The 23,409-nt window shown below is 46.4% G+C and carries 18 protein-coding genes and 1 pseudogene; 9 read left to right on the top strand and 10 right to left on the bottom strand.

The window, feature by feature from the left end; all coding sequences use genetic code 11:
* Positions 1–18: 18 nt before the first annotated feature.
* The 6 genes from GC096_RS23015 to GC096_RS22990 all read right to left on the bottom strand — a co-directional run bounded on the left by GC096_RS23015 (position 19) and on the right by GC096_RS22990 (position 7,152).
* Positions 19–1,035, bottom strand: a complete 1,017-nt coding sequence (locus tag GC096_RS23015; protein ID WP_171633508.1) for an SDR family oxidoreductase — start codon at positions 1,033–1,035, stop codon at positions 19–21.
* Between the two features lie 36 nt (positions 1,036–1,071).
* The gene (locus GC096_RS23010) at positions 1,072–1,563 is read right to left on the bottom strand and encodes an SRPBCC family protein (RefSeq protein WP_171633506.1); all 492 of its coding nucleotides are present in this window, start codon (positions 1,561–1,563) and stop codon (positions 1,072–1,074) included.
* Positions 1,564–1,733: 170 nt separating this feature from the next.
* The gene (locus GC096_RS23005; RefSeq protein ID WP_171633505.1) at positions 1,734–3,116 is read right to left on the bottom strand and encodes a sugar porter family MFS transporter; all 1,383 of its coding nucleotides are present in this window, start codon (positions 3,114–3,116) and stop codon (positions 1,734–1,736) included.
* 244 nt (positions 3,117–3,360) lie between these two features.
* Positions 3,361–4,728: a response regulator transcription factor gene (locus GC096_RS23000; protein ID WP_171633503.1), complete on the bottom strand. Its 1,368-nt coding sequence runs from the start codon at positions 4,726–4,728 to the stop codon at positions 3,361–3,363.
* Positions 4,703–6,163, bottom strand: coding sequence for a sensor histidine kinase (locus tag GC096_RS22995; protein WP_171633502.1), 1,461 nt, complete (start codon positions 6,161–6,163; stop codon positions 4,703–4,705). The genes GC096_RS23000 and GC096_RS22995 overlap by 26 nt, the downstream gene beginning before the upstream one ends.
* Positions 6,160–7,152, bottom strand: a complete 993-nt coding sequence (locus GC096_RS22990) for a substrate-binding domain-containing protein (protein ID WP_171633500.1) — start codon at positions 7,150–7,152, stop codon at positions 6,160–6,162. The genes GC096_RS22995 and GC096_RS22990 overlap by 4 nt, the downstream gene beginning before the upstream one ends.
* A gap of 481 nt (positions 7,153–7,633) precedes the next feature.
* Between GC096_RS22990 and GC096_RS22985 the strand changes: the two are divergent.
* The 9 genes and pseudogenes from GC096_RS22985 to GC096_RS22945 form a co-directional block, all read left to right on the top strand.
* Positions 7,634–8,266 (top strand): annotated as a pseudogene (locus tag GC096_RS22985) (ABC transporter ATP-binding protein); the annotation flags it as partial.
* Between the two features lie 91 nt (positions 8,267–8,357).
* Positions 8,358–9,152 (top strand): ABC transporter permease, encoded by a 795-nt coding sequence (locus GC096_RS22980; RefSeq protein WP_171633498.1) that lies wholly within the window; start codon positions 8,358–8,360, stop codon positions 9,150–9,152.
* Between the two features lie 71 nt (positions 9,153–9,223).
* Positions 9,224–9,922 (top strand): response regulator transcription factor, encoded by a 699-nt coding sequence (locus tag GC096_RS22975; protein WP_281366830.1) that lies wholly within the window; start codon positions 9,224–9,226, stop codon positions 9,920–9,922.
* 1 nt (position 9,923) lies between these two features.
* Complete coding sequence (locus tag GC096_RS22970) at positions 9,924–10,859, top strand: sensor histidine kinase (RefSeq protein WP_171633496.1); 936 nt, start codon at positions 9,924–9,926, stop codon at positions 10,857–10,859.
* Between the two features lie 15 nt (positions 10,860–10,874).
* A complete protein-coding gene (locus tag GC096_RS22965) occupies positions 10,875–11,810 on the top strand; it encodes an ABC transporter ATP-binding protein (protein ID WP_171633495.1) in 936 nt (311 codons plus the stop codon).
* Complete coding sequence (locus tag GC096_RS22960) at positions 11,791–12,471, top strand: ABC transporter permease (RefSeq protein WP_171633493.1); 681 nt, start codon at positions 11,791–11,793, stop codon at positions 12,469–12,471. The genes GC096_RS22965 and GC096_RS22960 overlap by 20 nt, the downstream gene beginning before the upstream one ends.
* Before the next feature lie 323 nt (positions 12,472–12,794).
* A complete protein-coding gene (locus GC096_RS22955) occupies positions 12,795–13,493 on the top strand; it encodes a PBECR4 domain-containing protein (RefSeq protein ID WP_171633492.1) in 699 nt (232 codons plus the stop codon).
* Between the two features lie 336 nt (positions 13,494–13,829).
* The gene (locus tag GC096_RS22950; protein WP_171633490.1) at positions 13,830–14,291 is read left to right on the top strand and encodes a MarR family winged helix-turn-helix transcriptional regulator; all 462 of its coding nucleotides are present in this window, start codon (positions 13,830–13,832) and stop codon (positions 14,289–14,291) included.
* Positions 14,284–15,756, top strand: a complete 1,473-nt coding sequence (locus tag GC096_RS22945) for a DHA2 family efflux MFS transporter permease subunit (protein WP_171633488.1) — start codon at positions 14,284–14,286, stop codon at positions 15,754–15,756. Before GC096_RS22950 ends, GC096_RS22945 begins: the two co-directional genes overlap by 8 nt.
* A gap of 54 nt (positions 15,757–15,810) precedes the next feature.
* Here GC096_RS22945 and GC096_RS39365 read toward each other — a convergent pair whose 3' ends face one another.
* The 4 genes from GC096_RS39365 to GC096_RS22925 form a co-directional block, all read right to left on the bottom strand.
* Positions 15,811–17,487, bottom strand: coding sequence for an S-layer homology domain-containing protein (locus GC096_RS39365; protein WP_216626235.1), 1,677 nt, complete (start codon positions 17,485–17,487; stop codon positions 15,811–15,813).
* A gap of 90 nt (positions 17,488–17,577) precedes the next feature.
* The gene (locus GC096_RS22935; RefSeq protein WP_171633485.1) at positions 17,578–20,307 is read right to left on the bottom strand and encodes a hemoblobin-interacting domain-containing protein; all 2,730 of its coding nucleotides are present in this window, start codon (positions 20,305–20,307) and stop codon (positions 17,578–17,580) included.
* 204 nt (positions 20,308–20,511) lie between these two features.
* Complete coding sequence (locus GC096_RS22930; RefSeq protein ID WP_171633484.1) at positions 20,512–21,108, bottom strand: response regulator transcription factor; 597 nt, start codon at positions 21,106–21,108, stop codon at positions 20,512–20,514.
* 15 nt (positions 21,109–21,123) lie between these two features.
* Entirely contained in the window at positions 21,124–22,908 is a 1,785-nt protein-coding gene (locus GC096_RS22925; protein WP_171633482.1) for a sensor histidine kinase, read from the bottom strand.
* Between the last annotated feature and the right edge of the window lie 501 nt (positions 22,909–23,409).

Here is a 23,409-nt window from a genome sequence, read left to right as displayed (position 1 = left end):
TGTCTTTTCCTGCGCAATTTACCCAAGAATCGCTTTCTTCGCTGACTCTAGTGCTCCAACTACCTTGTCGCACCACGCATCGAATTCCGGATCTTCCCGCTGCAGCTCAGGATTAGCTAGGATATTCGCAATCGTCCGCTTCATCCCTTGTTCGAATCGTGTTGTAGCCACGAATTCAGGCACAAGCCCCTTCAACTTCGTGTTGTCGAAAACAACGGAGTTCGCCTTATCCCCAAGCAAGCCTCCACGGTAGTCTTGTGCGCTGCAAGCGTCGAGGAACTCTGACGCCACATGCACCGCGTGAAGCTTCACGCCAAGCGCATCAGCGATCGCTTCGTAGATCTGATTCCACGTCAATGTCTCATCCGATGTGATATGGACAGATTCCCCAATCGCATGAAGATTGCCCATGAGACCGATGAAACCTTTGGCAAAATCGCTGTTGTGCGTCATCGTCCACAACGACGTTCCGTCGCCGTGAATAATCACGGGCTTATTCTCCAGCATGCGCTTCGCTACCTGCCAGCTCCCCTTCGTACCATGCACACCAAGAGGGATAGAGCGCTCATCATACGTATGGCTCGGCCGAATAATTGTAATCGGGAAGCCTTGCTCCCGGTATTGTTTAACTAAATACTCTTCACAAGCGATTTTATTTCTGGAGTATGCCCATAAGGGGTTCGATAATGGCGTTCCTTCCGTGATCCGATAATCGGATAAAGGTGTCTGATACGCGGAAGCCGAGCTGATGAAGATGAATTGCTTTGTTTTACCTTGAAAAAGTCGGTAATCCCGCTCCAACTGGGACGGCTCGAACGCGATAAAATCCGCGACAACATCGAACGATAAGTCCTCGATCAGCTTCGCCACGCGCTCCTCGTCGTTAATGTCTGCCTGCAGAATATGCGCACCTTCTGGCAAGTCCGCATTGCGCGTGCCTCGGTTCAATAAATATAACTCACAACCTTCGGCTAGCAGTTGTCTCGTAATCGCCGAGCTGATCGTGCCCGTTCCACCAATAAATAATGCCTTCATGATTTCGCCTCCGTAATCCCCATATTTATGTATGTATTACGCCTGATTCGTCAGAACTGCGTCTGTCAGCTGCTTATATTTCACATACCAACTATTCCACATATCCTTACGTGCGGCAATCGTTCTACCCTCTAGCAACGCCTCAATCACATCTAAACACACATGCCACCCAGCCAAATCCCTTGGCGTGTGCTCTGTTATTTGATGTAAATGCTCACTGAACACGAGACGACATCCACCGTCTGACTCTGCATGAAGCTCGAAACGTACGCGATCCTTATCCCATGTAAAAGCCAACACCTGGTCTTGGCTAAACTCAATAATGTCCATAGGAATAACCGTCCCGTCAGGCATATTGAACTTTATCATGCCGCCTTCACGGAGTTCGCCCACCTCTAACTCGGGAAACCACTGCGTGAGCTTGTCATTTTCCGTCAACCATGACCAAACTTCCTTCACATCATGCTGCCAATGACGCTCATAACGAGCCAAATATCCACTTTGAACGGGTTGAAGATCAGCTATCATACGATGCCTCCTCTATTTTGTCCGATTAACAAGTACATCCGATTGTCCTAGCTTCATCTTACCTGTAGATGCGGGTTCAAATCAAGAAATAGCGACGAGTGTGGGGGAGCTTCCTTCGCATACATACCAAAAAAGCCGAGGTTAGGGCCCCGGCCTTTCTGTTCATGCATTTATGCTTTTTTCGCGGACCATAGGGACTCGATTTCTTCTAGTGATCTACCCTTCGTTTCAGGCACAACTCGCATGGTGAAGACGAACGTCACCAAGGAAAGGATGCCGAAGATCCAGAAGGTTATCGCTGGACCTGCAGAGCTAAGCAACGGAGGGAACGTCTGTGAGACCACATAATCTGCGATCCACAGTGCCATGGAAGCGATAGCTGTTGCTTTGCCGCGAATACGATTCGGGAAAATTTCGGACATGATCACCCAAACAACAGGCCCTAAGGATACCGCGAAGGAAGCTACGTAAAGTAGGATAAAGACGAGTACGAGATTGCCTGATGTGTGACCCGTGTGGAACGCGATGCCAATCACCGCTAAGCAGACTGTCATTGAAGCTGAACCGACCAGCAGCAGCACCTTCCGACCGACTTTATCGATGAGCCATATCGCAAGGATCGTGAAGAGAAAGTTGATTAATCCGACCAGAATTGTCTGCGTCAGTGCAGCATTCGTGCCTGTACCCGTTTGTTTGAAAATCTCAGGCGCGTAGTACATAACGGCGTTGATGCCCGTCACTTGCTGGAGAATGGCCAAGCCCACACCGACGATTAACGCAAGGCGCAGCGCTGGGCTGAACAGTTGGCGAATGGAGCCATTTTCTTGTTTAAAAGATTCCTTGATCTCCATTACTTCTTTTTTAGCTAGTTCTTCCCCATGAATGCGCAGCAAGATCGGAAGTGACTCAGCAGCTCTTCCTTGCTTGATTAACCATCTTGGGCTTTCGGGTACGAAGAATAGCAGCACTAAGAACACTAAGCCAGGGAATGCCCCGAAACCGAACATCCAACGCCAGCCCGACGCAATATTCCAGGCCTCATCGGAATGATTCGCAATGCTGGTATTGATGAAATACACGAGGAAAATCCCCGTCACCGTAGCAAATTGGTTCAATGCCACCAGTCGGCCGCGATATTTCGCAGGTGCGATCTCCGCATTATACAGCGGGCAAAGCGTTGAGGTGATCCCAATGCCGAGTCCGCCAATGATACGAGCAATAATATATCCCGTGAATGTATCCGGGATCGCAGAGCCGATAGAGCCAATAATGAAAAGCAGCGCCGCTGCAATGAGCACCTTTTTCCGACCGAAACGATCACTCAGGACGCCAGATGCTGCTGCACCCACGATGCACCCAATGATTAAGCTGGAAACCGCCCAGCCTACCTCCACTTCGCTAAGCGAAAAGCGTTCTTTCATGAAACCAACCGCTCCCGATACAACAGCCGTATCGAACCCAAACAGAAGCCCGCCGAGCGCAGCAACGATGGAGACGAGCGTGACGAATTTTATGCTAACTTGTTGATTTGAATTGTCTATTTGTACACTCATAATGATGGTCCTTTCTGACGTCTACCGCACCTTCATGCGAGTCTTTGATCTTACATTTTGTGTGAAGCGAGACTCATTATAGCATGGGTTTTCTGACGGCTGGGGAACCATTCCCTGCACTAATTTGTGATATACCAGCATAAAAATAATCCGTCACAAACTCACGCCTCTTCCCGGCCTCCGGCTAGCACAATCTTGTCTGGAAATAGCAAAATAGTCCTTGCACGGCATGGACTATTTTCCCTTATTGCCCCGTGCGGTACTCCGTAGGGGTGACACCTGTTACCTTTTTGAACACGCGGCTGAAATAATTCGGATCCTTATAACCAACCAAATAGCAAACTTCCTTCAGGCTAAGATGACCCTCGTTAATGAGTTCCTTGGCCTTCTCAATGCGCAGCCGTGTTACATAGTCGATGAAAGTTTCGCCAGTTTGCTGTTTGAACACTTTGCTAAAATAATGGGGATTCAAGTGGACAAGCTCAGCAACGCCCTCGAGTGAAATGTCTTCCTGGAGCTTCTCATGAATGTAACTCAGTGCACGATCTAGCACCGTCCATGTCTGGTGTTCACGCTCCTCACGGATTCGCCGAATGGCTAACTCCACGTAAGTGCGCTCCGATGAATTGTCGGCGGTACGCGGTTCGGCCAAGCCTCGCTGCCCTTCCGCAGGGAGCCCTTTCAGTTCCTCGAAGGACCGCAGGTTGCCCCACTTTTTATCATACGTCGCCGCAAAAACAGCTTCAAAGTAAGACGTGCGGATGCCCTCCAACTCATACCGAATCGAACCGATGCCTATATTCACGTCAATGCCGCGTGCCTGACGCAGATGCTCCACGAGCTTAGCACCTAAGGACGCAGCTTCTTCCCGCAGAACCTCAGCAGTCACCTGAGCACGGTCCACGAGAAAGATGGCCATATGCCAATGCACCATCGAGCTGACTACACACCCGACGCGATTCTTAAGATAACCTTTTGTGAAGGTTTTGACGGTTTCGTAGATTTTCTTCTTCGCAGTGCTGACATCCTTATCGGATATTGGCCCAAGCTCTGGCAGAGCAAGCACTAGTGCACATCCCTGTTCCGTCGATATCTCCAAAATATCCGCCAAATACCCGGCATCCATTTCATTCACAGGATCGGACATAATGACTAACGCCATTTCCGTCTCGGCCAGTGGAAGCAGCTGAAAATAGTTATCCCGCATCGCGAGCTCTCCCTCCCGCTTCCGTCCTTCTTGCTCAATTTCCACTATTAAGCGCTGTAGGAGCTCGACAATCTGATCCCGTTTGGCAGGTTTGACTAGATAGTCCTTGACCCCTAAGGAAAGGGCCTCTCTGGCATACTCGAATTGCTCGTAGGCGGTCACTAGCACCATTTTCGTCTGAGGATGCCCCGCTTTGATTTCTCGTAATGCCTCCAACCCCTGAATGCCCGGCATTCGGATATCCATGAGGATGATGTGGGGGCGGTGTTCGTCTGCTTTTTGAATCGCAATGCGGCCGTTCTCCGCATGAATGACCTCGAATGTATCTGGCATCATGCGGCCCACGATCCATTCGATGCCTTCTCTCTCTAATGCTTCATCATCGGCGATCAGTAAGCGATACATCTGGAGCCTCCTTTCCTTCGGCCGGCAGCCGCAAGACGACCTTCGTCCCTCGGCCAGGATCACTTTGAATGCGGACGAGATCCTTTTGCCCATAAAATAAAGCTAATCGTTTGAACACGTTTCGTGTTCCTAAACCTGTGGACTGGCCATTAGCGCGAGAAACCTGGGATTCCCCGTCCACATCAAGCAGCGCTTCACGGATCTCCGCGCTCATCCCCACCCCATTGTCCGAGATCGCGACTAGCGTTTCACCGTTCCCTTGTGTAATCGTGAGCTGAATGACAGCTCCTTCTTCCATCCCCTCGATGCCGTGTACGAACACATTTTCAAGTATCGGCTGCAGCGTAAGCATCGGTACGGGAACGTCCAGTCCGCCCTCATCTATCTCCATCACAAACTGAATGCGATTACGGAACCGTGCTTGCTGAATGGTAAAATATTGTTTGGCATGCTCCACCTCATCCCTAAGCCGCACAGGACGATCTAGCTTTCGCAAATTATAGCGGAGCAGATTCGACATCGTGACCGTCAAATCACTCGTTTGCTCGGCGCCCTCCAACAGGGCAAGCTTGGACAGCACATTCAAAGAATTGAAGAGAAAGTGCGGGTTCATTTGATTTTGCAACACCTCGAGCTCCATTTCTTTCAACTGCTTATCCTTCTCGAGTCCTTCCGTTTCTTTCACAATAAGCGCTTTGAGATTATTCTGCATATGTTCAAAAGCTCGCGCTAACACACCAAACTCATGCTCTGCGGGCAAGTGGGGAATAGGCCCTTGTAGATCACCGTTCGACATTCGCTGCGCTACGTGTGCTAGCTGTCTGATTGGGCGCGAGATACCGAGTGAAATGCGATAGGCCAGCACGATACTGATCAAGGTAGTCAGGATGAAAATAACGACACCCCACTGATTCATCCCCTCCGTTTGGACCAAGATTTGCCGATAAAGCGGCTGATAGTAGCTCAACTCCATATCAATCAGCTGGAAGCCCTCCTCCTGGATGAATGCCGCTGTCCGCTCTGCTTGTTCATAAAAAGCTGTATACGCTAACGAATCTGGGCTGCTGGCTGCTTGGATCACGCCCACTTCTTGTACCAAGAAGGTGTCGACCATATGGGTATAGCTGCGGAACGTGAGGTCAGTCGCTGGCATCGTATTCTGTGAAGCTAATTTCCGCTGCAGGGCCAGCAACCCCTCCTTCTGACGCAAGAAGGCCAACCGGCTGTCTTCGCTTCGATCCACGATGTAGCCGTTCATGGCGCGGAGATTGTCCTGCGTTTGCCCCGCAATTTGCTTGTATAACAACACCCGATCGAGCATGACATTATAGCTTTCCTGTACGGATCTACCACTATCGAAGATGAAATACGCGACCGCATTATTCAAAATAAACAGAACAGGCAGCACGATAAACAACATCCGACGTATGTTCACGGGGCACTACTCGCAGGTGTTAGCGTCGTCGAGTCGAGGATGTAAGTGCCTATAACATGCTGTGGAGGTAACGTGCTCCCTAGGAAATGGGAAGCTAGCAGCTGTACAGCTACCGAACCGATTTCATGCGGTTGCTGCACAATGGAAGCCTTGATGCTTCCTTGGCTGATCCCCTGCTTCGTCGCTGCCACATCATCGAAGCCGAACACGAGCGTGCCATCCCGATGCGCCGCTTTCACCCCTTCCGCGATGCCTGCCGCGTCTAAGGAGCTGAAACCCACCATTGTCTGTATGGCGGGATATTGCTTGAGCATCGCCTCCGCCTGTTTCGCTGCCTGAATGCGGGATATATTCGATGCGCGAATATCCACGATTTCAAATTGAGGCGTACTAGCAATAGCGGCACGGAATCCCTCTAAACGCTGCTGCTGATTCTCCGCCTGCTCACTACCAATAATGACGCCGATTCGCCCCTTGCCGATTGCGGCTCTCGCTACGAGCTCCCCCATCCGTCTGCCCGCTTCCCGATTATCCGTGCCTACATAGGTCAATCTTCGGCTGTCTGGTTCATCCGCATCTAACGTAATCACAGGAATGCCTTGATCGATCGCTTGGCTGATCAACTTATCATACTGCGGCTCTTTGATCCCTTGCACAAGAAGGGCATCCGGCTTAGCTGCTATCGACTTCTCCAGCAGGCTCGTTTGCTCAGCTGGATTGATACGAATTGGACCTAAGTAATCAATCTTCATACCACGGCTTGCCGCGGCTTCGCTCGCGCCCTTCTCCACCGTTCGCCAGAATGGGTTGTCCAGCTCCTGCGCGATGAGCACAATGTGTTTGAACGGCGGTTTCTCAGCCTCGCTATGCGGCTCCATCTGTCCGACGAGCTGTCCAATATGCACAGTAGAAATGAGAAATTGAAGCATCACAAAGCAAAAAACAAGAAATAAGCCCAGCAGACCGAGCGTCCAGCCTTTATTCCGCACAGTGTCACCTCCTGATCAGTGCATTCGTCCGCTACCGCTAGGAGGAACGCTTTTTGATTAGTATGAACCCGGTGGGGGATGCACATGCAGGGTTTACCATAGAGAGGAACATTGAGGGTTAGCTTGTGAGGCTGATTAGCTGGAAAACCTCCATCTATTTTCGCCCTTGTAGCCTCGAATTGATGATTAGATGGATTATATACAGGTAATTCCTCTATATCTGGCTCAATGGCGCGTAAGTGATCGAATTAGCTGTAGGTTTTCCAGTTAAACGCCGAATTGGGCAGAAATCAGCTGAATTAGCTGTATATTTTCCATTAAATTGCGTTGGGGGAGCGCTCCAAGCGTGTAAAGTGTGTGTTGATCCACATCGAAAGACTTTCGTAAGGTTTAGGAAAGAGTCCTGCATGATGTGTCTAGTAAGATAAGCGTATGAAACTTATTGGAGGTAACGCATATGAACAATATGAACAAGTTGAGCATGCAACCCGTTGTCGAAGTACGTAATCTGACAAAGCGGATTCGACATAAGAACATCGTAGATCAAATCAGTTTTGAGCTTTTTCCTGGTGAGGTATTCGGCTTCCTCGGGCCCAATGGCGCCGGCAAAACGACAACCATCCGCATGATGGTCGGCCTCATCGGCATGAGCGACGGCGATGTCGCGATTAACGGCCACAGCATTCGCACCAGCTTCCGGGAAGCGATTCGGCACGTTGGTGCGATTATCGAGAATCCCGAGCTCTATAAGCATCTCACCGGGATGCAAAATCTGAAGCAATTCGCTCGCATGGTGGGCAATATTCCGCAGAGCCGCATCGACCAGATCGTGCACCTCGTCGGGCTCACCGCCCGCATTCACGATAAGGTGAAGACGTACTCGCTCGGCATGCGCCAGCGGCTAGGGATTGCCCAGGCCCTGCTCCATAAGCCCGCCGTGCTCATCCTTGATGAGCCGACCAACGGTCTTGACCCCGCAGGCATTCGTGAAATGCGCCAGCTCGTCCGCAAGCTGGCCGCTGAAGAAGGCATCGCGGTGATGGTCTCCTCTCATCTGCTCGCCGAAATGGAGCAAATGTGCGACCGCTTCGGCGTCGTTACCGATGGGCGATTGCACACGACCTTTGCGCTGGCAGATTTTCAGACACAGACGAACGCACAAACACTTGAAGAGAAATATATCGAACTCACGGAGGTTGCTAGCTATGCTTAATTTCACCAAACTCGTGCAAAATGAAGGCATTAAGATCTTCACCAAAATCGGAACCTGGGTGATGATTGCCTTCATTCCGATACTTGTTATTGCGATAGCGTTCCTTTGTAAATATGCGAACCAAGAGGAGCTTGCCGTAAACAATGCGTGGGAGTTCTTAGATTTGTGCCTTTCCGCCATTCCAAATCTCATGGATATTGTCACTTTGTTTACGATTATCGTTGCCGCGGGCATCGTAGCCTCCGAATTCTCCGGCGGTACGATCAAACTACTATTGATCCGTCCCTTTAGCCGCTCCACGATCTTACTTTCCAAGTTCGTGACCGTCCTATTGTTCGGGTTGGGTCTTACGCTATTGCTTTTACTGACCACTTTTCTTATGGGTGGTATCTTTTTCGGATTTGACGGTGCTTCCCAGCTTCATGCTGGGGCAGCGTTCTCGAATGTGGCTTACTCCTTGAAAGCTATCGGCTATAGCGGCATCGAAATGATCGTCATGGTCACACTGGCCTTCATGTTCTCATCTGTATTTCGTGCAAGTTCCATGGCCATCGGGATATCCTTGTTTTTCTTATTAACCAGTGGGCAATTAGCCTATGTTCTCAAACAATTTGAATGGTCCAAATTTCTGATTTTCGCCAACACGAATTTGCTGAGTTATGTGGATGGCAGGCCGCTAATGGCCAGCATGTCTTTATCTTTTTCATTGATCATGTTGGCCTGTTATCAGCTGTTATTCCTCGCTCTAGCTTGGTATGTATTCGCAAAACGTGATGTGTCGATATAAGGCTGCGGCCGTTTCATTATGAGCGGACAAAGCAGTATACTGGAAGCATATGATATAAAGGTGGAAATGATATGCCTAATCACATTTTGCTTGTAGAAGATGACCCGGCGATTGCTGAAATGGTGCACAACCATTTATCCAAAGAGAGTCTCACCGTTCGACATGCCCCTGATGGGGAGGCGGCGCTGCGTCTCTTTGCCGAGGAAGCTTTTGATATGATTCTGCTGGATCTGATGCTGCCTGGAGTCGATGGCATGGAGGTGCTGCGCAGGGTGCGTAGCGGAAGCACTGTGCCTGTTCTCATTTTGTCCGCGAAGGATAGCGATGTTGAGAAAGCATTGGGATTGGGCTTTGGAGCAGATGACTATTTGGCCAAGCCATTCTCCCTTATTGAGTTGTCGGCACGTGTAAAAGCGATTTTGCGGCGGGCTTCCCAATATGCCAGTCCTTCTGCACAGGCGGAGCAAGCCCTCTTGCGCATTCATGAGCTGACGCTTCATCCTGATGAGCATCTCGTGACCAAAAATGACGTGCCCCTCAACCTCACGGCGAAGGAGCTTCTTATTCTAAAACTGTTAATGTCTCATCCCAAACGCGCCTTCTCCAAGGAACAAATCTATCGCTCGGTATGGAATGACGCTTACTATGACGATGTGAATGCGATCCAGGTCCATATTTCCCGCTTACGGGAGAAGATTGAGGACGATCCAGCGCACCCGCGGTACATCAAGACCGTATGGGGGATTGGTTACAAAATGGGGGATTTCTGATATGAATGTTGTGTGGCCCAGCCTGTGTATCCTTCTTGCGATACTTACCTTCGTTCAATGGAAGATCGGATTCGACCAATCCCGTCATCTCCGCTATCTGCATTCGAAGCTAACCGATATTATTAATCAGGGATCCTCTGAGAAGGTTCATCTCCATACCGATTCCACACAGCTTCAACACTTACTCATTGTCATAAACCGACTCCTTGATGCGAATCGCAAAGTGGAAGCCAACTATACACGTAAGGAAAATGCGATCAAAAAAATGGTCGCCAACATGTCCCATGACTTGAAAACTCCGCTTACGGTGGTCCTTGGTCTGACAGAAACACTCGTGCATGACCACACTGCCAGTGAGGAGGAGCGGAAGCGCCTCTCCCTCAAGGTTCACGAAAGAACGCTCGACATCCTCAATCTGACGAATCAATTTTTCGATCTGGCACGTTTGGAATCAGGTGATCGACCTGTTCCTTTATCCAAAATCAATCTGAGTGAGGCTTGCCGGAACGGTATTCTTTTTTACTATGAATTAATTGAGTCACAAGGTCTCGAAGTCGATTTCGCGATACCCGAAGAGCCGATCTATGCGTATGGGAATACGGAGGCACTCGGACGTGTGCTGCAAAATCTACTCTCCAACGCAATTCGTTATGGAGCCGATGGCGGTACTATTGGCATCACGCTGCGACAAGATGAGACTAGTGTTTATATCGATGTGTGGGATCAAGGAAAAGGCATTGACGAGCGTGATCGCCAGAATGTCTTCGAACGTCTTTACACGCTGGAGGATTCCAGAAACCAGACCTATCAGGGCAGCGGCTTAGGTCTCACGATTACGAAGCGGTTAGTTGAACTCATGGAGGGGAGTATTTCCCTGGACAGTATCCCCCATGTGAAGACCGTATTTACGGTCCGTTTTCCCACAATCCGCTTTTGAAAGGAATCTTATGTGATGAGCCTTATTCTGCAAACGAAGCAATTATCTAAAAGGTACAAGAAGACCGAAGTTGTCTCTGGTGTCAACATGCGCGTTCGTCGTGGCGAGATCTATGGTTTTCTCGGCCCGAATGGTGCGGGCAAAACAACGGTCATGCGGATGCTTACGAATCTAATCGAGCCAACAAGCGGGGAAATTGAACTATTCGGGGCTCCACTAACCCCCCACTCCTACGAAACGATGAAACGGATGGGCAGCATTATTGAATATCCGATCTTCTATGACCATCTGACAGCACGCGCTAATCTGGAGCTGCACTGCGAATATATGGGCTATTACGATAAAAAAGCTATACATGAAACACTGGATCTCGTTGGCCTGTCTGACATTGGCAATAAACCCGTGAAGGATTTCTCACTTGGTATGAAGCAGCGTCTTGGCATTGGCAGGGCCATCTGCACGAAGCCCGAAATGCTCATCCTCGACGAGCCTGTGAATGGCATGGATCCATCGGGGATTCGCGAAATCCGCGATTTATTTCGCATGTTGAGCAAGGAATTTGGCATGACATTGCTCATATCTAGCCATATTTTACAGGAAATTGAGCAATTGGCCGATACGATCGGCGTCATCAATCATGGCAAGCTGCTTGAAGAGGTATCCATGGAACAAGTTCGTGGAAGACACAATGAGTATACAGAAATTGTCGTGACGGATGTACCGCGGGCTGTGCTTGTCCTGGAAGATAAGCTGGCTATCGTTAATTATAAAATCATGGACGGCAGCATCATACGCATCTATGATCCCCGCCTTGCACCTGTAGAGCTGAATCGCTTACTTGTGCAGCATGAGATTGGCGTCGAGGCGCTGAACAAAAAGACCCGCTCACTCGAAGACTATTTCCTCGGGGTCATCGAAGGAGGAAACCGTGATGCTTTGGAAGCTCATTAAGCTGGAACTAAAGAAAACGAAGTGGCGCGGGCTTCTGCTGAGCGCCGTGATCACCAATCTGATAGTAGCGCTATGGGTCATAGGCAGCGACGTACCGAATAATGAAATCAGAAGCTATGACCGGGCTTTCGAGAGCATCATGAACTATGCCGGGATTACCTTTATCATTTTCGGTTCCGTACTAATGTCCCGAATGGTTATTGACGAGTATCGGAATAAAACGATTACCCTTCTCTTCGCCTACCCCGTGCCTCGTAATCAGATCTTCTTGGCCAAATTGATCATTATCGGAGTTTGGACCTTCGCTACGGTACTATTCAACAATGTTTTCGTGTTACTCTCACTTCTGTTCTTCAATTCACATAACCATTACATTATCGAAACGCTGACCCATGATCGGCTTATGAAAGAAGCGATTCGTATACTGATCTTCGCTTTTGCATGTGGGAGCGTGTCGCTAATTCCGCTCTATTTCGGCATGATTCGGAAGACAATGCCTGCCTTAATCGTGAGTTCATTCCTGCTATCTAACGCTACGATGGTCATTGTCAATAACATCTCTGTCGAGAATAGTTATGGGAAATACGTAATAGCAGCCTTGCTGTGCTTCACGCTCGGGGTTCTTATGGCCTACGCTGGCGTGCGGCGGAGTCAGTTGTAGGTTGGCTATTAAAAAATGCCATGCGTACAATTTTTAGAGTTAGCTTGGAAATATAGGCCTTTTGTAGCTTGTTGATACAATAAAACCAATTTTCCCACTAAAGACTGGTTGATTTTGAGCATAAATGATTATATAATGAACATATTAATTAGTAAGGTCACTGCTTTGCAGTACCGTCGAGGATCAGGTAGCCCTCGATGCCCCGCCGGGGGGCTTATAATCTCCGTGACGTGAGTTTTCTTTGCTACCACTTCAAACTAAGCATGAAGCTCTGATGGTTTACCATCAGAGCTTTTTTTCATGTAAAAAGGATGAAATCTCAAATGCCACTAACGCTCTCCGACTTACTCGCGCTACCCTCTAAACCATTGATTTCAGACATAGATTTTCCATTGCTACAGGATGTGTACGAACAAGTGTTGATGCCATACTCATACGACTATCTGTTACCAGACGGGAAGCGCATACAAGTATTCTTTGAAAAACATCGTTTTTGCCACCTGCTTGGTCTTGAGTCAGCGGTAAAGGGGCTGTTTCCAAAGAACAGGCTAAATTCACCTGCTGCTTTAGCTGCTCGTTTTCAACACAAAGCGGTTCCGGGCTGGGATGGCATTAAGAACGGCAGCTTAGCAATAGATTCTTTCCGGGCATATGTAGGTAGAGCTAACTTTAATGGTTGTAAAGATAAACTTGTCTTCTTTTATAATTTACCCAAATTACTGCTTTCTAGCACAGCAATGATTCGTTACGTTCCGATACCAACCAGCGCGATTCAATGCGAACTTATTTTATTTGATAATTACGACAACGCTTGGGTTCATATTGGTTTGGAAAAGGAAACTGACGCAGAAACTTACTATCCGCGCTCATTCTTCATCGAGCGTATTACGACTTCGCACCCAATCAGTAAGTACGTTGACAATCAACACGCAATTCCAATTTCGTTCCAGCGGCGTTATGCACGAAATCCGATCAGGCAGACTCCACCAAAGCCATTCCCCAGGAACCGCAATAACCGCTAGAGTAAAGGACTGAGATTATCAGCCCCTCCTCTGATTGGACTTTCACCAACTAGATAATGCCTCTGGGAACGCCATTAAAAATAACCCCTTCCTATTCTTAGGAGGGGGTTTTACTATTCCACGGAGTTTGTTGTCTTTCATTGACATGAGTTGATTCCTTTTCTTTATTCAATTCTCTTCACTTCCCGTAAAAACAAGTAGCATGTTGTCCATCTATCTGCACAAACTAGGACAAACAACCAAATTTATCAGTTTGACAGCACTTTGTAGTTGCTTTTATAATAGTTCGTATACGAATTATTCGCATGCGAAATTTAATCGAAGGAATGACTCCATATGGACGAACAGCAACAAAAACGTACACTCGAAATCATTCAATCCGCCCGTGAGGTCAAAAAAGCCTTTCATCACGTGATGAATAAAGCTTCGCAGCATTTAAATGTCACACCGATTCAGTCCTTTGTCTTGCGAAAGCTAGGAGAGAAACCTGGCATCACCTTATCGGAGCTGGCTGAATGCATTCAATTGGGCAAAAGCACGACAAGTGGTATTATCGATCGCATGGTTAGAGATCAGCTCGTGTCGCGTGAACAATCCAGCACTGACCGCCGGTCAGTCACCCTTAAGCTGCTAGACAAGGGCGAGTTGTTGCTTCAACGCATGCGAGAAAGTCAAGTGGAACGCTTAGCCCCGCTCCTGCAAATGTCGGATGAAGAAATCGACAGTTTGCTTCGTATTCATCAAAAAATTGTGCGCATTCTGCACCAACAACTGGAGGAAGATTCTACCTATGAGTAATGCTGTCACGAATACCCTACGAAGGGGCCCGATTGTTGCCTCCCTGCTGATCGCGGCTTTTGTTGCCCTATTAGCTCAAACCTTATTGAATGTCGCCTTGCCTAGCATGATGAAGGATTTAGATGTCAACGAAAATACCATTCAATGGTTGATCAATGGTTATATGCTCGCGAACGGTGTTCTCGTCCCGATCAGTGCCTTTCTCATTTCTCGCTTTACGACGCGAAAGCTATTCTTAGCAGCATCCGGATTTTTCGCACTAGGCACCATCATTTGTGCCTTCTCCCCGGGCTTTAGCCTTTTATTAACTGGGCGTCTCGTTCAGGCGATTGGTGCTGGTATTCTCATGCCGCTGATGACGATCGTGTTCCTAACGATTTTCCCTGTTGCGGAACGTGGAAAAGCCATGGGTCTTATGGGTCTTGCCATGATCTGTGCACCTGCAATTGGACCGACATTGTCTGGTTGGGTCGTTGAGCATCATTCTTGGCGTGTTCTGTTCTATATTATTTTGCCATTATCCTTATTTGCACTGATTTTCGGCGCTTTTTCCATGAAAAATGTGATCAAAACGTCTACACCCAAATTCGATATCCTTGGCGTTATTTTCTCTACTCTCGGCTTCGGTGGTTTGTTGTACGGTTTTAGTGATGCTGGATCCGATGGTTGGGGCAGCGCCACTGTTGTTAGTTGCTTAATTATTGGTGCGGTATCCTTGCTTCTCTTCGTATGGCGTGAGCTTAAAGCAGAGAAACCACTTCTCGAGCTTCGTGTATTCAAATACAGTATGTTCTCCTTGACCACCGTCATTAACATTATTATTACGATGGCGATGTTTTCGGCTATGGTTCTGCTGCCGATCTTCTTGCAAAATATCCGTGGATTCTCACCGTTAGATTCTGGACTACTGCTTCTGCCTGGTGCCATCCTGATGGGCATCATGTCCCCTGTGACGGGTATTATTTTCGACAAAATCGGAGGACGTTGGCTCGCGGTCATCGGATTGACGATTACAACCATTACAACTTACGAATTCAGTCACCTTACTGTTGATTCTACGTATTCCCATCTCATGCTGATCTACACCCTTCGAATGTTCGGGATGTCCATGCTGATGATGCCCATTCAAACAGCGGGCTTGAATCAACTGCCAAGACGTCTGAACGCGCACGGCTCGGCCATGTCCCAGACACTGCGGAATGTCGCGGGGGCGCTCGGTACAGCACTTCTGGTTACAATTATGACGAACACAGCAACTTCCCACGCGAAAGACCTTGTTGTAGCGGGCAAAATCGATCCAAAAGACGCAGCAGCTATGGCCGACGTTACGCATCATGCCACGGTATATGGGATCAATTTCTCTTTTGAAATTGCAACATGGATGACGCTCGCCGCACTGGTGCTGGCCTTCTTTATTAGAAAGACTACCCCAGCCGAAGAACCTATTGTAGAAAAAGTTGCATAAGGCTATAATAGAACGACAAAAAAGGTCATCTGCGAAGATGACCTTTTTGCTATGTTAGTTAATGAATTGCGCGTATTGCAGCAATCTCTTCAGCATAACAACCGCTTGTGCGCGGCTAGCATTTGCTGATGGAACGAATGTGCTATCCGTCATACCGGAGATAATCCCAGCTTTCACGGACTGTGAAACGGACGTTTTCGCCCAACTGCTAATTCCTGCGTTATCGTTAAATTTGTTCAATAATTCCGCTTGTCCTTCGACTGTTTTGCCAGCTGCGCTCAATGCTTTCGCTACCATCACGGCCATTTGTTCACGGGTGATTGGGGCGTTAGGCTGGAATGAACCATCTTCAAAACCGCTAACTAGCTTGGCCTTCACAGCAGCACCAACGGCACCTGCGAACCAGTCCGTTGCACCCACATCATTGAATGAGGCTGCTCCTGCATTCGACGTTAAAGCCAGCGCACGCACGAGCAACGTTGCAAACTCAGCACGGGTGATATTCGCATCCGGTGCAAAGCCTGTATCCGTTGCACCGCTAACAACCAATTTGGAAGCCAGCAATTCGATGTCCGATTTCGCCCAATGTCCTTTGATATCATCAAACGATTTGAACGATGTGATCACAGAATAAATACTGTTTCCGTTTCTTTTGATATTCGCATCTGTTGTTCCATCCGAATTGACTGTGAACACGGTAGGTACGAAAGAAATATCCCCCGTAATTGGATCATACAGGACACCCGTTGCATTTTCAGGCTTAATTGTTCCTGAATACACAATTTGTCTCTCCACGTAGACGCTGCCGAAGTTGTTCACATCGACTTTATTATTGTTACTTTCAGCTGTAATACTGAAATCAACAGAATGCCCTAACGAGGTAGCACCTTCTTCTGCCGCACTCTCTTGAATCTTCTTCTCAATGTCCGTCCCCATCACCGAAATAGTAAGGTGAAGAATCATACTTGAACTGTCCGTACCTAGGGATTTAGCAAGGTTTGCGAGATCCAGAACGGATAGAGGAAGCAGGTAAGATTCCTTACCAGAATAAATGCGGATGAGAGCATCAGGGGCATTCTTCATGCCTTCTACAAGCACAGAAGCTGGAATATCAATTGTTGTCTTACCATTTGTTTCAACCGTATTGATTTTGATGGCAATGATTTGTTTTTCTTCGGTCTTGCCTTGATTTTTAAGTTGAACGAACGCTTCACCTAAAAATTTGTTATCAATCGTCACGGTTGTCGTCGACTTTCCGTCAGGACCTGTCACTTTGTTCGACTTAACAGCATCGGGATGGATTTCGACATTGTTAGGAGTTACCGTGTTGCTGGCAACTGAGCCACCACCACTGCCTCCACCAACGACTGGTGGCGCTTTAACAATAAATTCTTCCGTATCTACCGTATCGCCATATCCCGCAACCACTTTATATGTCCCTGCCAGTTCGCCGGTGCCCACAATGAACGAGTCGGTGAAAGTGCCATTCGTCACTTTAGGCGTATCGAAGAAGAACACACTTCCCGTTGGACCAATCACCTTCAAGATGACTTCCGCATTCACGGATGTACCGGAAATCGTTACTGTTCCGCCTAGGATTATCGCTGTAATTGGCGCGATGGTGACTTGTGACACTGGGTTTGCTAGCGCAGATAATGGCGCTATTGCTGTGCTAGCTAGTGCTATGGATAGAGCTATGGATGAGCTCAGAATCAGCTTAAAAGGTTTCACCGTGTTCATTCCTCACTTTCTGTAACTGTTGAAACTGCCCAGAGGGGCAGTTTCAATGTGGTTTATTCATTTATTTATTAACTAGGTAAATTAACGCGGATTGTTGTTTTGACCTAATAAATCAAATTCTCCAGCCGTCAGTTGCTTAGCTAAATTAGCCCCAACGCTTGACGGGCTATTGCTGTATTCACTTATTATAAAAGCTCTCACTGTGTAGAGGTGGTTCGTTGCAGTAGCATCGGAAGCGCTAAAGCTGGCTACATAGGTGCCTTCACCTTTCAAATTGTTGGAGCCTGGAGCAGCAATGTTTATTGGCGTTGCTCCCTTCATCAATTGGAAGATAACATTCAGCTTGCCGCCTTTGGACTTATTCTTCGCGACATTCACACTAGCTGTAACCATGCCATTTGATGAAACTACTTCTATTGGAGCCATATAGTAGGAATCTTGGCTCTTAATAGCTTTCTTACCACCTGAATAACTAACATCGAATCCATCCGAAATAATACTGATTTCATATTTGGATTTCTCTTCGAAAACACCTTGATGAATTTTAAGCTTGCCCTCACTTATCTCATAGTCGTCACCTTGTTTCAACGTTCTTTCCGACCATACTCCTGCACCATTTCCCGCGTACTCGTTCAGAACAATTCTTTGAATTTTATTTACCCAAGTTTGATTGTTTTCAAATGTCAGGATACTCTCTGCATCGCTGAAAAAGGAACCTTTTAACTGAGGCGTGTACACCGTTGTGTTTAGATCTCCCGTTTGAACGGCAGTTGTCAAGATTACGCCCGAGGTGTCTTTAAGTGCATTCTCCGCAATTTTGATTTGCAGATTTCCTTGGATAACTTGCTTAAAATACACCACAACATTGCTCTCATCAGCAGAGAGGATTACTTCGTCTTCAGGCTTAAGTGGTTGGAAGGTAATTCCTTTATCAGTCGAATAGGACACATAATTCTTTAAGTGAGAAACCGATCCTACAATCGTATTATCAGCCAATTCAGCATTATTGTTAATACTGAATCCTAAAGCTACCGAATGAAAGGTTATTAGATTCGCACAGTTAAATGTGAGCGGGTACAGCGTATTCGGTGTTAGCTCATCTGTTGTAATGTCACCCTCCAGAACATTATTGAACATATCTGCAATTGCATTCTCTGGTACATAAACATAAATATAATGGTCAACTAAAGGTTGATTGAAATGAAGCACTACTTTATTCTCAATAAAAGTAATCGTGGTAGACGGATCTAAGGAATTCTCAACGCCATTCAAATATATTTTAATGTTAGCTTTGAGATTATCCAGTGTGTATCCCTCGTTGATTTTCACATTTTTGTCGAAACTTAGGGTCCAGTCATGATTAAGGTTATCAATGGACGACCCCTGATATGTAGGTAGCGCAGTTTCCGTTACATCGATGAATCTTGTGACAACTCCCCCAATTTGATGACCAATATCATCTTTCAGAACTCCTGGAGCGATTGCAATCTTATTCTTAGCACCTGTCAGTGCTTCATCTAAAGTGATAACTAGCTTTGTTCTATTCTCGGCAGATATCTGAACACTGCCACCTGAATTATTCAATGTCTGATATCCGCTGTTTTCACTTGTTTTAATATAAATGTAATTGTATAAATTCCATGAACAGCTATTTCCAGGATCATTTTCATTCAGGTTTTTATCAAATGTTAATGTAACTGTTTTACCATCCTGACTAACCGCAACCTGTTGATAGGTCGGTATACTAGGGTCTTCAGCAACGATCGTATCTGAAAGCAGTTCACCCGCTGCAAGTCCGACCTTATTTTGTAATGCACCTGACGCAATTTTCACTACATAACTGCTACCAGGCGTTAAAGAGGTGAAGAAATGAAGATGAAGAGCCCCACTACGTCTTACTCTAACCGTATCATCGTCACCTAATGCTGTGAAATGCACACCATTATCATTTGAAATGGTAATGGCTGCTTTCAGCTCCGCATCACTAAGCGTACTAACTACATCTTGACTGAAATAGAGATCAACTTCTGAGTTAGGTGTATTTCCATCGTTACCACTGGAAAGTCTGCTCTCGTCAAAAGTGATCGCGTTCAAATCCAGTTGCTTACATATCCAATTATTATTAATTCCATCAGCGCTTTGTACAGCACCAGAAGCTATCTTAATACTCGTATAGCCAATTAGAGGTGTTGGGAACGTAATCACCATTTGATTACCAACTACATCAATCGTGTCAGATTCAGTAAGGAAGGAATAATCATCCTCCTCGTTCGTTCTAAATTGAATATAGTTATATACGTTATCTGCTACCGTAGGTATAGGCGTGTTAAAAGTCAGTGTTACCTTGTTATCACTACCAATCGCCGCTTTAATAACAGCGGGAGCCGTATCATTCATTGCAGCGAATTCTCCAGTGATGATGTCCGAAACTTGACCTTGAAGCGCACCACTTTTGATACGAATCCGATTTTTATCACCAACTAATGAATTATAGTTCATATGGATGGTTACCGTATTTCCAGAAATCGTAGCCCCGCCCCAATAGTTTCCATAATAATAGTCAACGCCTACAAATGCCCCGTCGTAGGTCGATTTAAATTCAATCCGTGACTGCCAGTCATCAGCGTCATCAAACACATCTGAAGCAAAAGTCAGAACTACGTCTTGGTTGCTTCCACCAACTGTAGCACTTTGTAGTACCGGAGCTGGAATTGGACCTGGATTATTTGCATAAGCTGTACCCGAAAAACTTGCACTAAACGGCGTTATAACCACCGCTAAAACTAACAGAAAAGATAATAATCTTCCCATTACTAGTTTCATTACTCCCTGATTTTTCTGTAACATGGAACAACCTCATTCCTATCGATTTTTATCACAACTCTATTTCTACTGGCAATTATAGACTTTACACCCATAAATGAGATGTAACTAAAGTTATAGTTATGAAAATAAATGTCGAAAAACCCATACAAATGTCACATATGGGCGCTTACTTCTATGTAATTAGTCCTGTTAAAACAGCAGTCTCAGCTCTTTCATTCTAGCAACTGTTTGTACGCGTCGTTTAATGCCTAGCTTTCCATATAAACGATTGATGTGTCCTTTGACCGTGCCTTCCGTTAGTCCGAACCGTTTGGCAATTTCCATATTGGATAACCCATCTATGATGGCTAATGCAATATCCAGCTCCCGATTCGTCAGTGGATCGATCAGAGTTTCCGATGAGGTAACGATCCTATCTAAGTCCGGAACTATCTCCGCACGAGCCCGCTCCACGGTTTTAACCAATCTATCCAGGACAACTGGCTTCACGATGTAGTCGAAAGCATATACATCAAAGGCAGATAAGGCGTATTCTTTATGGGAGGTAATAAAAACGATTTTGGTTTCTCTCCCACTCATCCGCATACGCTCAGCAAACTCCAAGCCATTTTCCCGCGGCATACTAATATCTGCGAAAACCATATCCACCTCGTGCGTGGTCAAGTAATCGTAAGCTTCTTTCGCCACTGAGAAACAACCCATTACTTCGATGTCTGGCATTTTGGCGAGCATCCGCTTCATAATGAGATGCATGGCCTTCTCGTCGTCAATCAGGATGACTTTCATCTCTCCCGCCCTTCCTTATAAACCGCTAGTTTTGGTTGACGCATCAGGCCTTGTTGGCATGGTGAAATAAAACGTAGTTCCTTGCAACGGTATACTCTTAAACCAAATTTCCCCGCCGATTAAGTGAACGAACTCCTTACATAGGGTAAGCCCAAGCCCGACACCTCGTTCTCCAGCAGTTCCCGTTGACGAAGCCGGATAGGCGTCTTTCAACAACGTTTTCTCCTGATCCGAGGTCATACCTTCCCCTGTATCGCTCACCGAAACAACCACAGCATTCGCTTGATGAGCGACCTGCAACCGGATCGTCCCTCCGATAGCCGTAAACTTAATCGCATTCGATAACAGATTACGGATAATGAGATCTAGCATTTCTTTATCTGCGTACACGAACGTATCCATAGGAATTTCATTGATCATCTCGAGCTGCTTACTCTCACTGCGGACCTGCATCATGCGCAAATTTGTCTGTACGGTGTGCGCCAAGTCTCGTTCAACAGGATTGAAAACCATGCCGCCCCTCTGGCTCCGAAACCAATCTAGCAAACTTTCTACTAGAGTAAACGTATTCTGAATCTGTTGGCTCATTTCACGTACGATTTCTTCATGATCCTCCTCACCATTCTGCATATCATCTTCCATAATTTCTATCAAATTAATGAGTACAGCCAAGGGATCGCGAATATCATGCGCAACAACGTTAAACATTTTGTCCTTAAAGGTATTCAGTTCACTTAACTGTCTCGCGTTATCGCGCAGAATCTCTTCTGAGCGCACCATTTCTGTGACATCGCTTAACAGGAGTATTTTACCGGCAGGCTTCTGTGCATGATCATGAATATAAGACATGTGCACATTATAAAAACGCTGATCTGCTGGCCCCGAAATTTGAATTTTGCTTTCCAAAGATGGCCCCTGTTGTATTCTCTCCAGCAAAACGGGGTATTGGGAGAAAACCTGACCAGCTGGCTGCCCAATCCAATTCGGATCAATGCCTGCAATAACACGCTTAGCTGACTGGTTAAAACTTGTCAGGACATTATCCAAATCAAACACCATAACCGCATCCTGCATGGAGGCGAACACCTTCTGCAGGGCCAAGGGCGCTAATCGCAGCATATTGAATTGGTAAATTCCCCATAAATAGAAGATCCCTGAGAATAAAAAACCGAATGGGGAAATATCGATTGGCAGGTAGAAGAAACCGCTTAAATAAATCAATGTAAAGCCGAACGGGCCCCATGAACCAATAATCATAAACGCGATTTGTTTCTTCATTCGGGGTGTTGCTCTACGGAACATTTGGATCAACATACCCATACCGACGACAAAAAATGAATACGAGTAAGCAACATGCAGCTTGTATAGAGGTCCTTTTTCCATGATAGCGAGAGGGAAGCCTTCGGAGTAATCTAATCTCATACTTGAATAAAATAAATGATGCCATTCATTCGTATTATGGGAAATAAATGTGATCATCGGTACAATCATGAGGAGTGCAACAATCCATTTGCTAACAAATTTTTGTCGACCTGTATACTGTAAAACGAGTACGAACCACAGGATGGTGCCAAATGGAATTCCGATATATTCGATGCGCAACCAGAACTGTATTTGTTCTATCGAAGTACTAACAACCTCAAAAGCATAGCCGAAGGTGTAAAATGCGCCTGTTAACACACCTAAACCATAGGTGATGGCAATGGGAAGCTCTCTTCTTTTCCAACAAAGGTAGGCAATGACTAATGAACAACAGGTCGCAGCAATCAGTAAGACGGATAAATACGCATTATAACTCATTGCTCTAGCCCCCATGCAGGAACCATCTTTCGTTCCGCATGTTCTATGTTATCAAACTTACCATGAAATTTGTTGATTTTTAGCGAAATAACTCTAATCGGTTCCCTATTACATTTTCAAATACCTTCGGAGTAAATAACTAGGTACTAAGCACCATATTTAATATGAAGTAGGATTCTATTGAAAACTATCGAATTTTATTAAAGAAAACCAATTAATCATAGCTTCGTGGAGGATTTATTGTATATAATGACAGCCTCTGCCGTTGGACGATGGATACGTGAAATCATTCACTATATATCTGGATTCCCTACTCTATAAAAATGCTTCACCTTAACGGGTCTAAGGCAAAATTGTGCCATATCTTTATATATACTTTTGTTTTACTTCTGTTTTACTTTTGTTTCCTTAAATCAACTAGAAAAAAATTGACAAAAAACGAGATGAATAGACATAATGAAATAGAAACGCTTTATAATGGGGTTACTCTAGATTTTTCCG

The sequence above is a fragment of the Paenibacillus plantarum genome, assembly GCF_013141695.1.
GTDB lineage: Bacteria > Bacillota > Bacilli > Paenibacillales > NBRC-103111 > Paenibacillus_E > Paenibacillus_E plantarum.
The sequence above is the reverse complement of the archived record's forward strand: the minus strand, read 5'-3'. Positions and strand labels throughout refer to the sequence as shown.

Excerpts from the sequence above, each read along its gene's own strand:
- GC096_RS23015 (WP_171633508.1), bottom strand. The coding sequence starts at position 1,035 with ATGAAGGCATTATTTATTGGTGGAACGGGCACGATCAGCTCGGCGATT.
- GC096_RS23010 (WP_171633506.1), bottom strand. The coding sequence starts at position 1,563 with ATGATAGCTGATCTTCAACCCGTTCAAAGTGGATATTTGGCTCGTTAT.
- GC096_RS23005 (WP_171633505.1), bottom strand. The coding sequence starts at position 3,116 with ATGAGTGTACAAATAGACAATTCAAATCAACAAGTTAGCATAAAATTC.
- GC096_RS23000 (WP_171633503.1), bottom strand. The coding sequence starts at position 4,728 with ATGTATCGCTTACTGATCGCCGATGATGAAGCATTAGAGAGAGAAGGC.
- GC096_RS22980 (WP_171633498.1), top strand. The coding sequence starts at position 8,358 with ATGCTTAATTTCACCAAACTCGTGCAAAATGAAGGCATTAAGATCTTC.
- GC096_RS22975 (WP_281366830.1), top strand. The coding sequence starts at position 9,224 with ATGCCTAATCACATTTTGCTTGTAGAAGATGACCCGGCGATTGCTGAA.
- GC096_RS22970 (WP_171633496.1), top strand. The coding sequence starts at position 9,924 with ATGAATGTTGTGTGGCCCAGCCTGTGTATCCTTCTTGCGATACTTACC.
- GC096_RS22965 (WP_171633495.1), top strand. The coding sequence starts at position 10,875 with ATGAGCCTTATTCTGCAAACGAAGCAATTATCTAAAAGGTACAAGAAG.
- GC096_RS22960 (WP_171633493.1), top strand. The coding sequence starts at position 11,791 with ATGCTTTGGAAGCTCATTAAGCTGGAACTAAAGAAAACGAAGTGGCGC.
- GC096_RS22955 (WP_171633492.1), top strand. The coding sequence starts at position 12,795 with ATGCCACTAACGCTCTCCGACTTACTCGCGCTACCCTCTAAACCATTG.
- GC096_RS22950 (WP_171633490.1), top strand. The coding sequence starts at position 13,830 with ATGGACGAACAGCAACAAAAACGTACACTCGAAATCATTCAATCCGCC.
- GC096_RS22945 (WP_171633488.1), top strand. The coding sequence starts at position 14,284 with ATGAGTAATGCTGTCACGAATACCCTACGAAGGGGCCCGATTGTTGCC.
- GC096_RS22935 (WP_171633485.1), bottom strand. The coding sequence starts at position 20,307 with ATGGGAAGATTATTATCTTTTCTGTTAGTTTTAGCGGTGGTTATAACG.
- GC096_RS22930 (WP_171633484.1), bottom strand. The coding sequence starts at position 21,108 with ATGAAAGTCATCCTGATTGACGACGAGAAGGCCATGCATCTCATTATG.
- GC096_RS22925 (WP_171633482.1), bottom strand. The coding sequence starts at position 22,908 with ATGAGTTATAATGCGTATTTATCCGTCTTACTGATTGCTGCGACCTGT.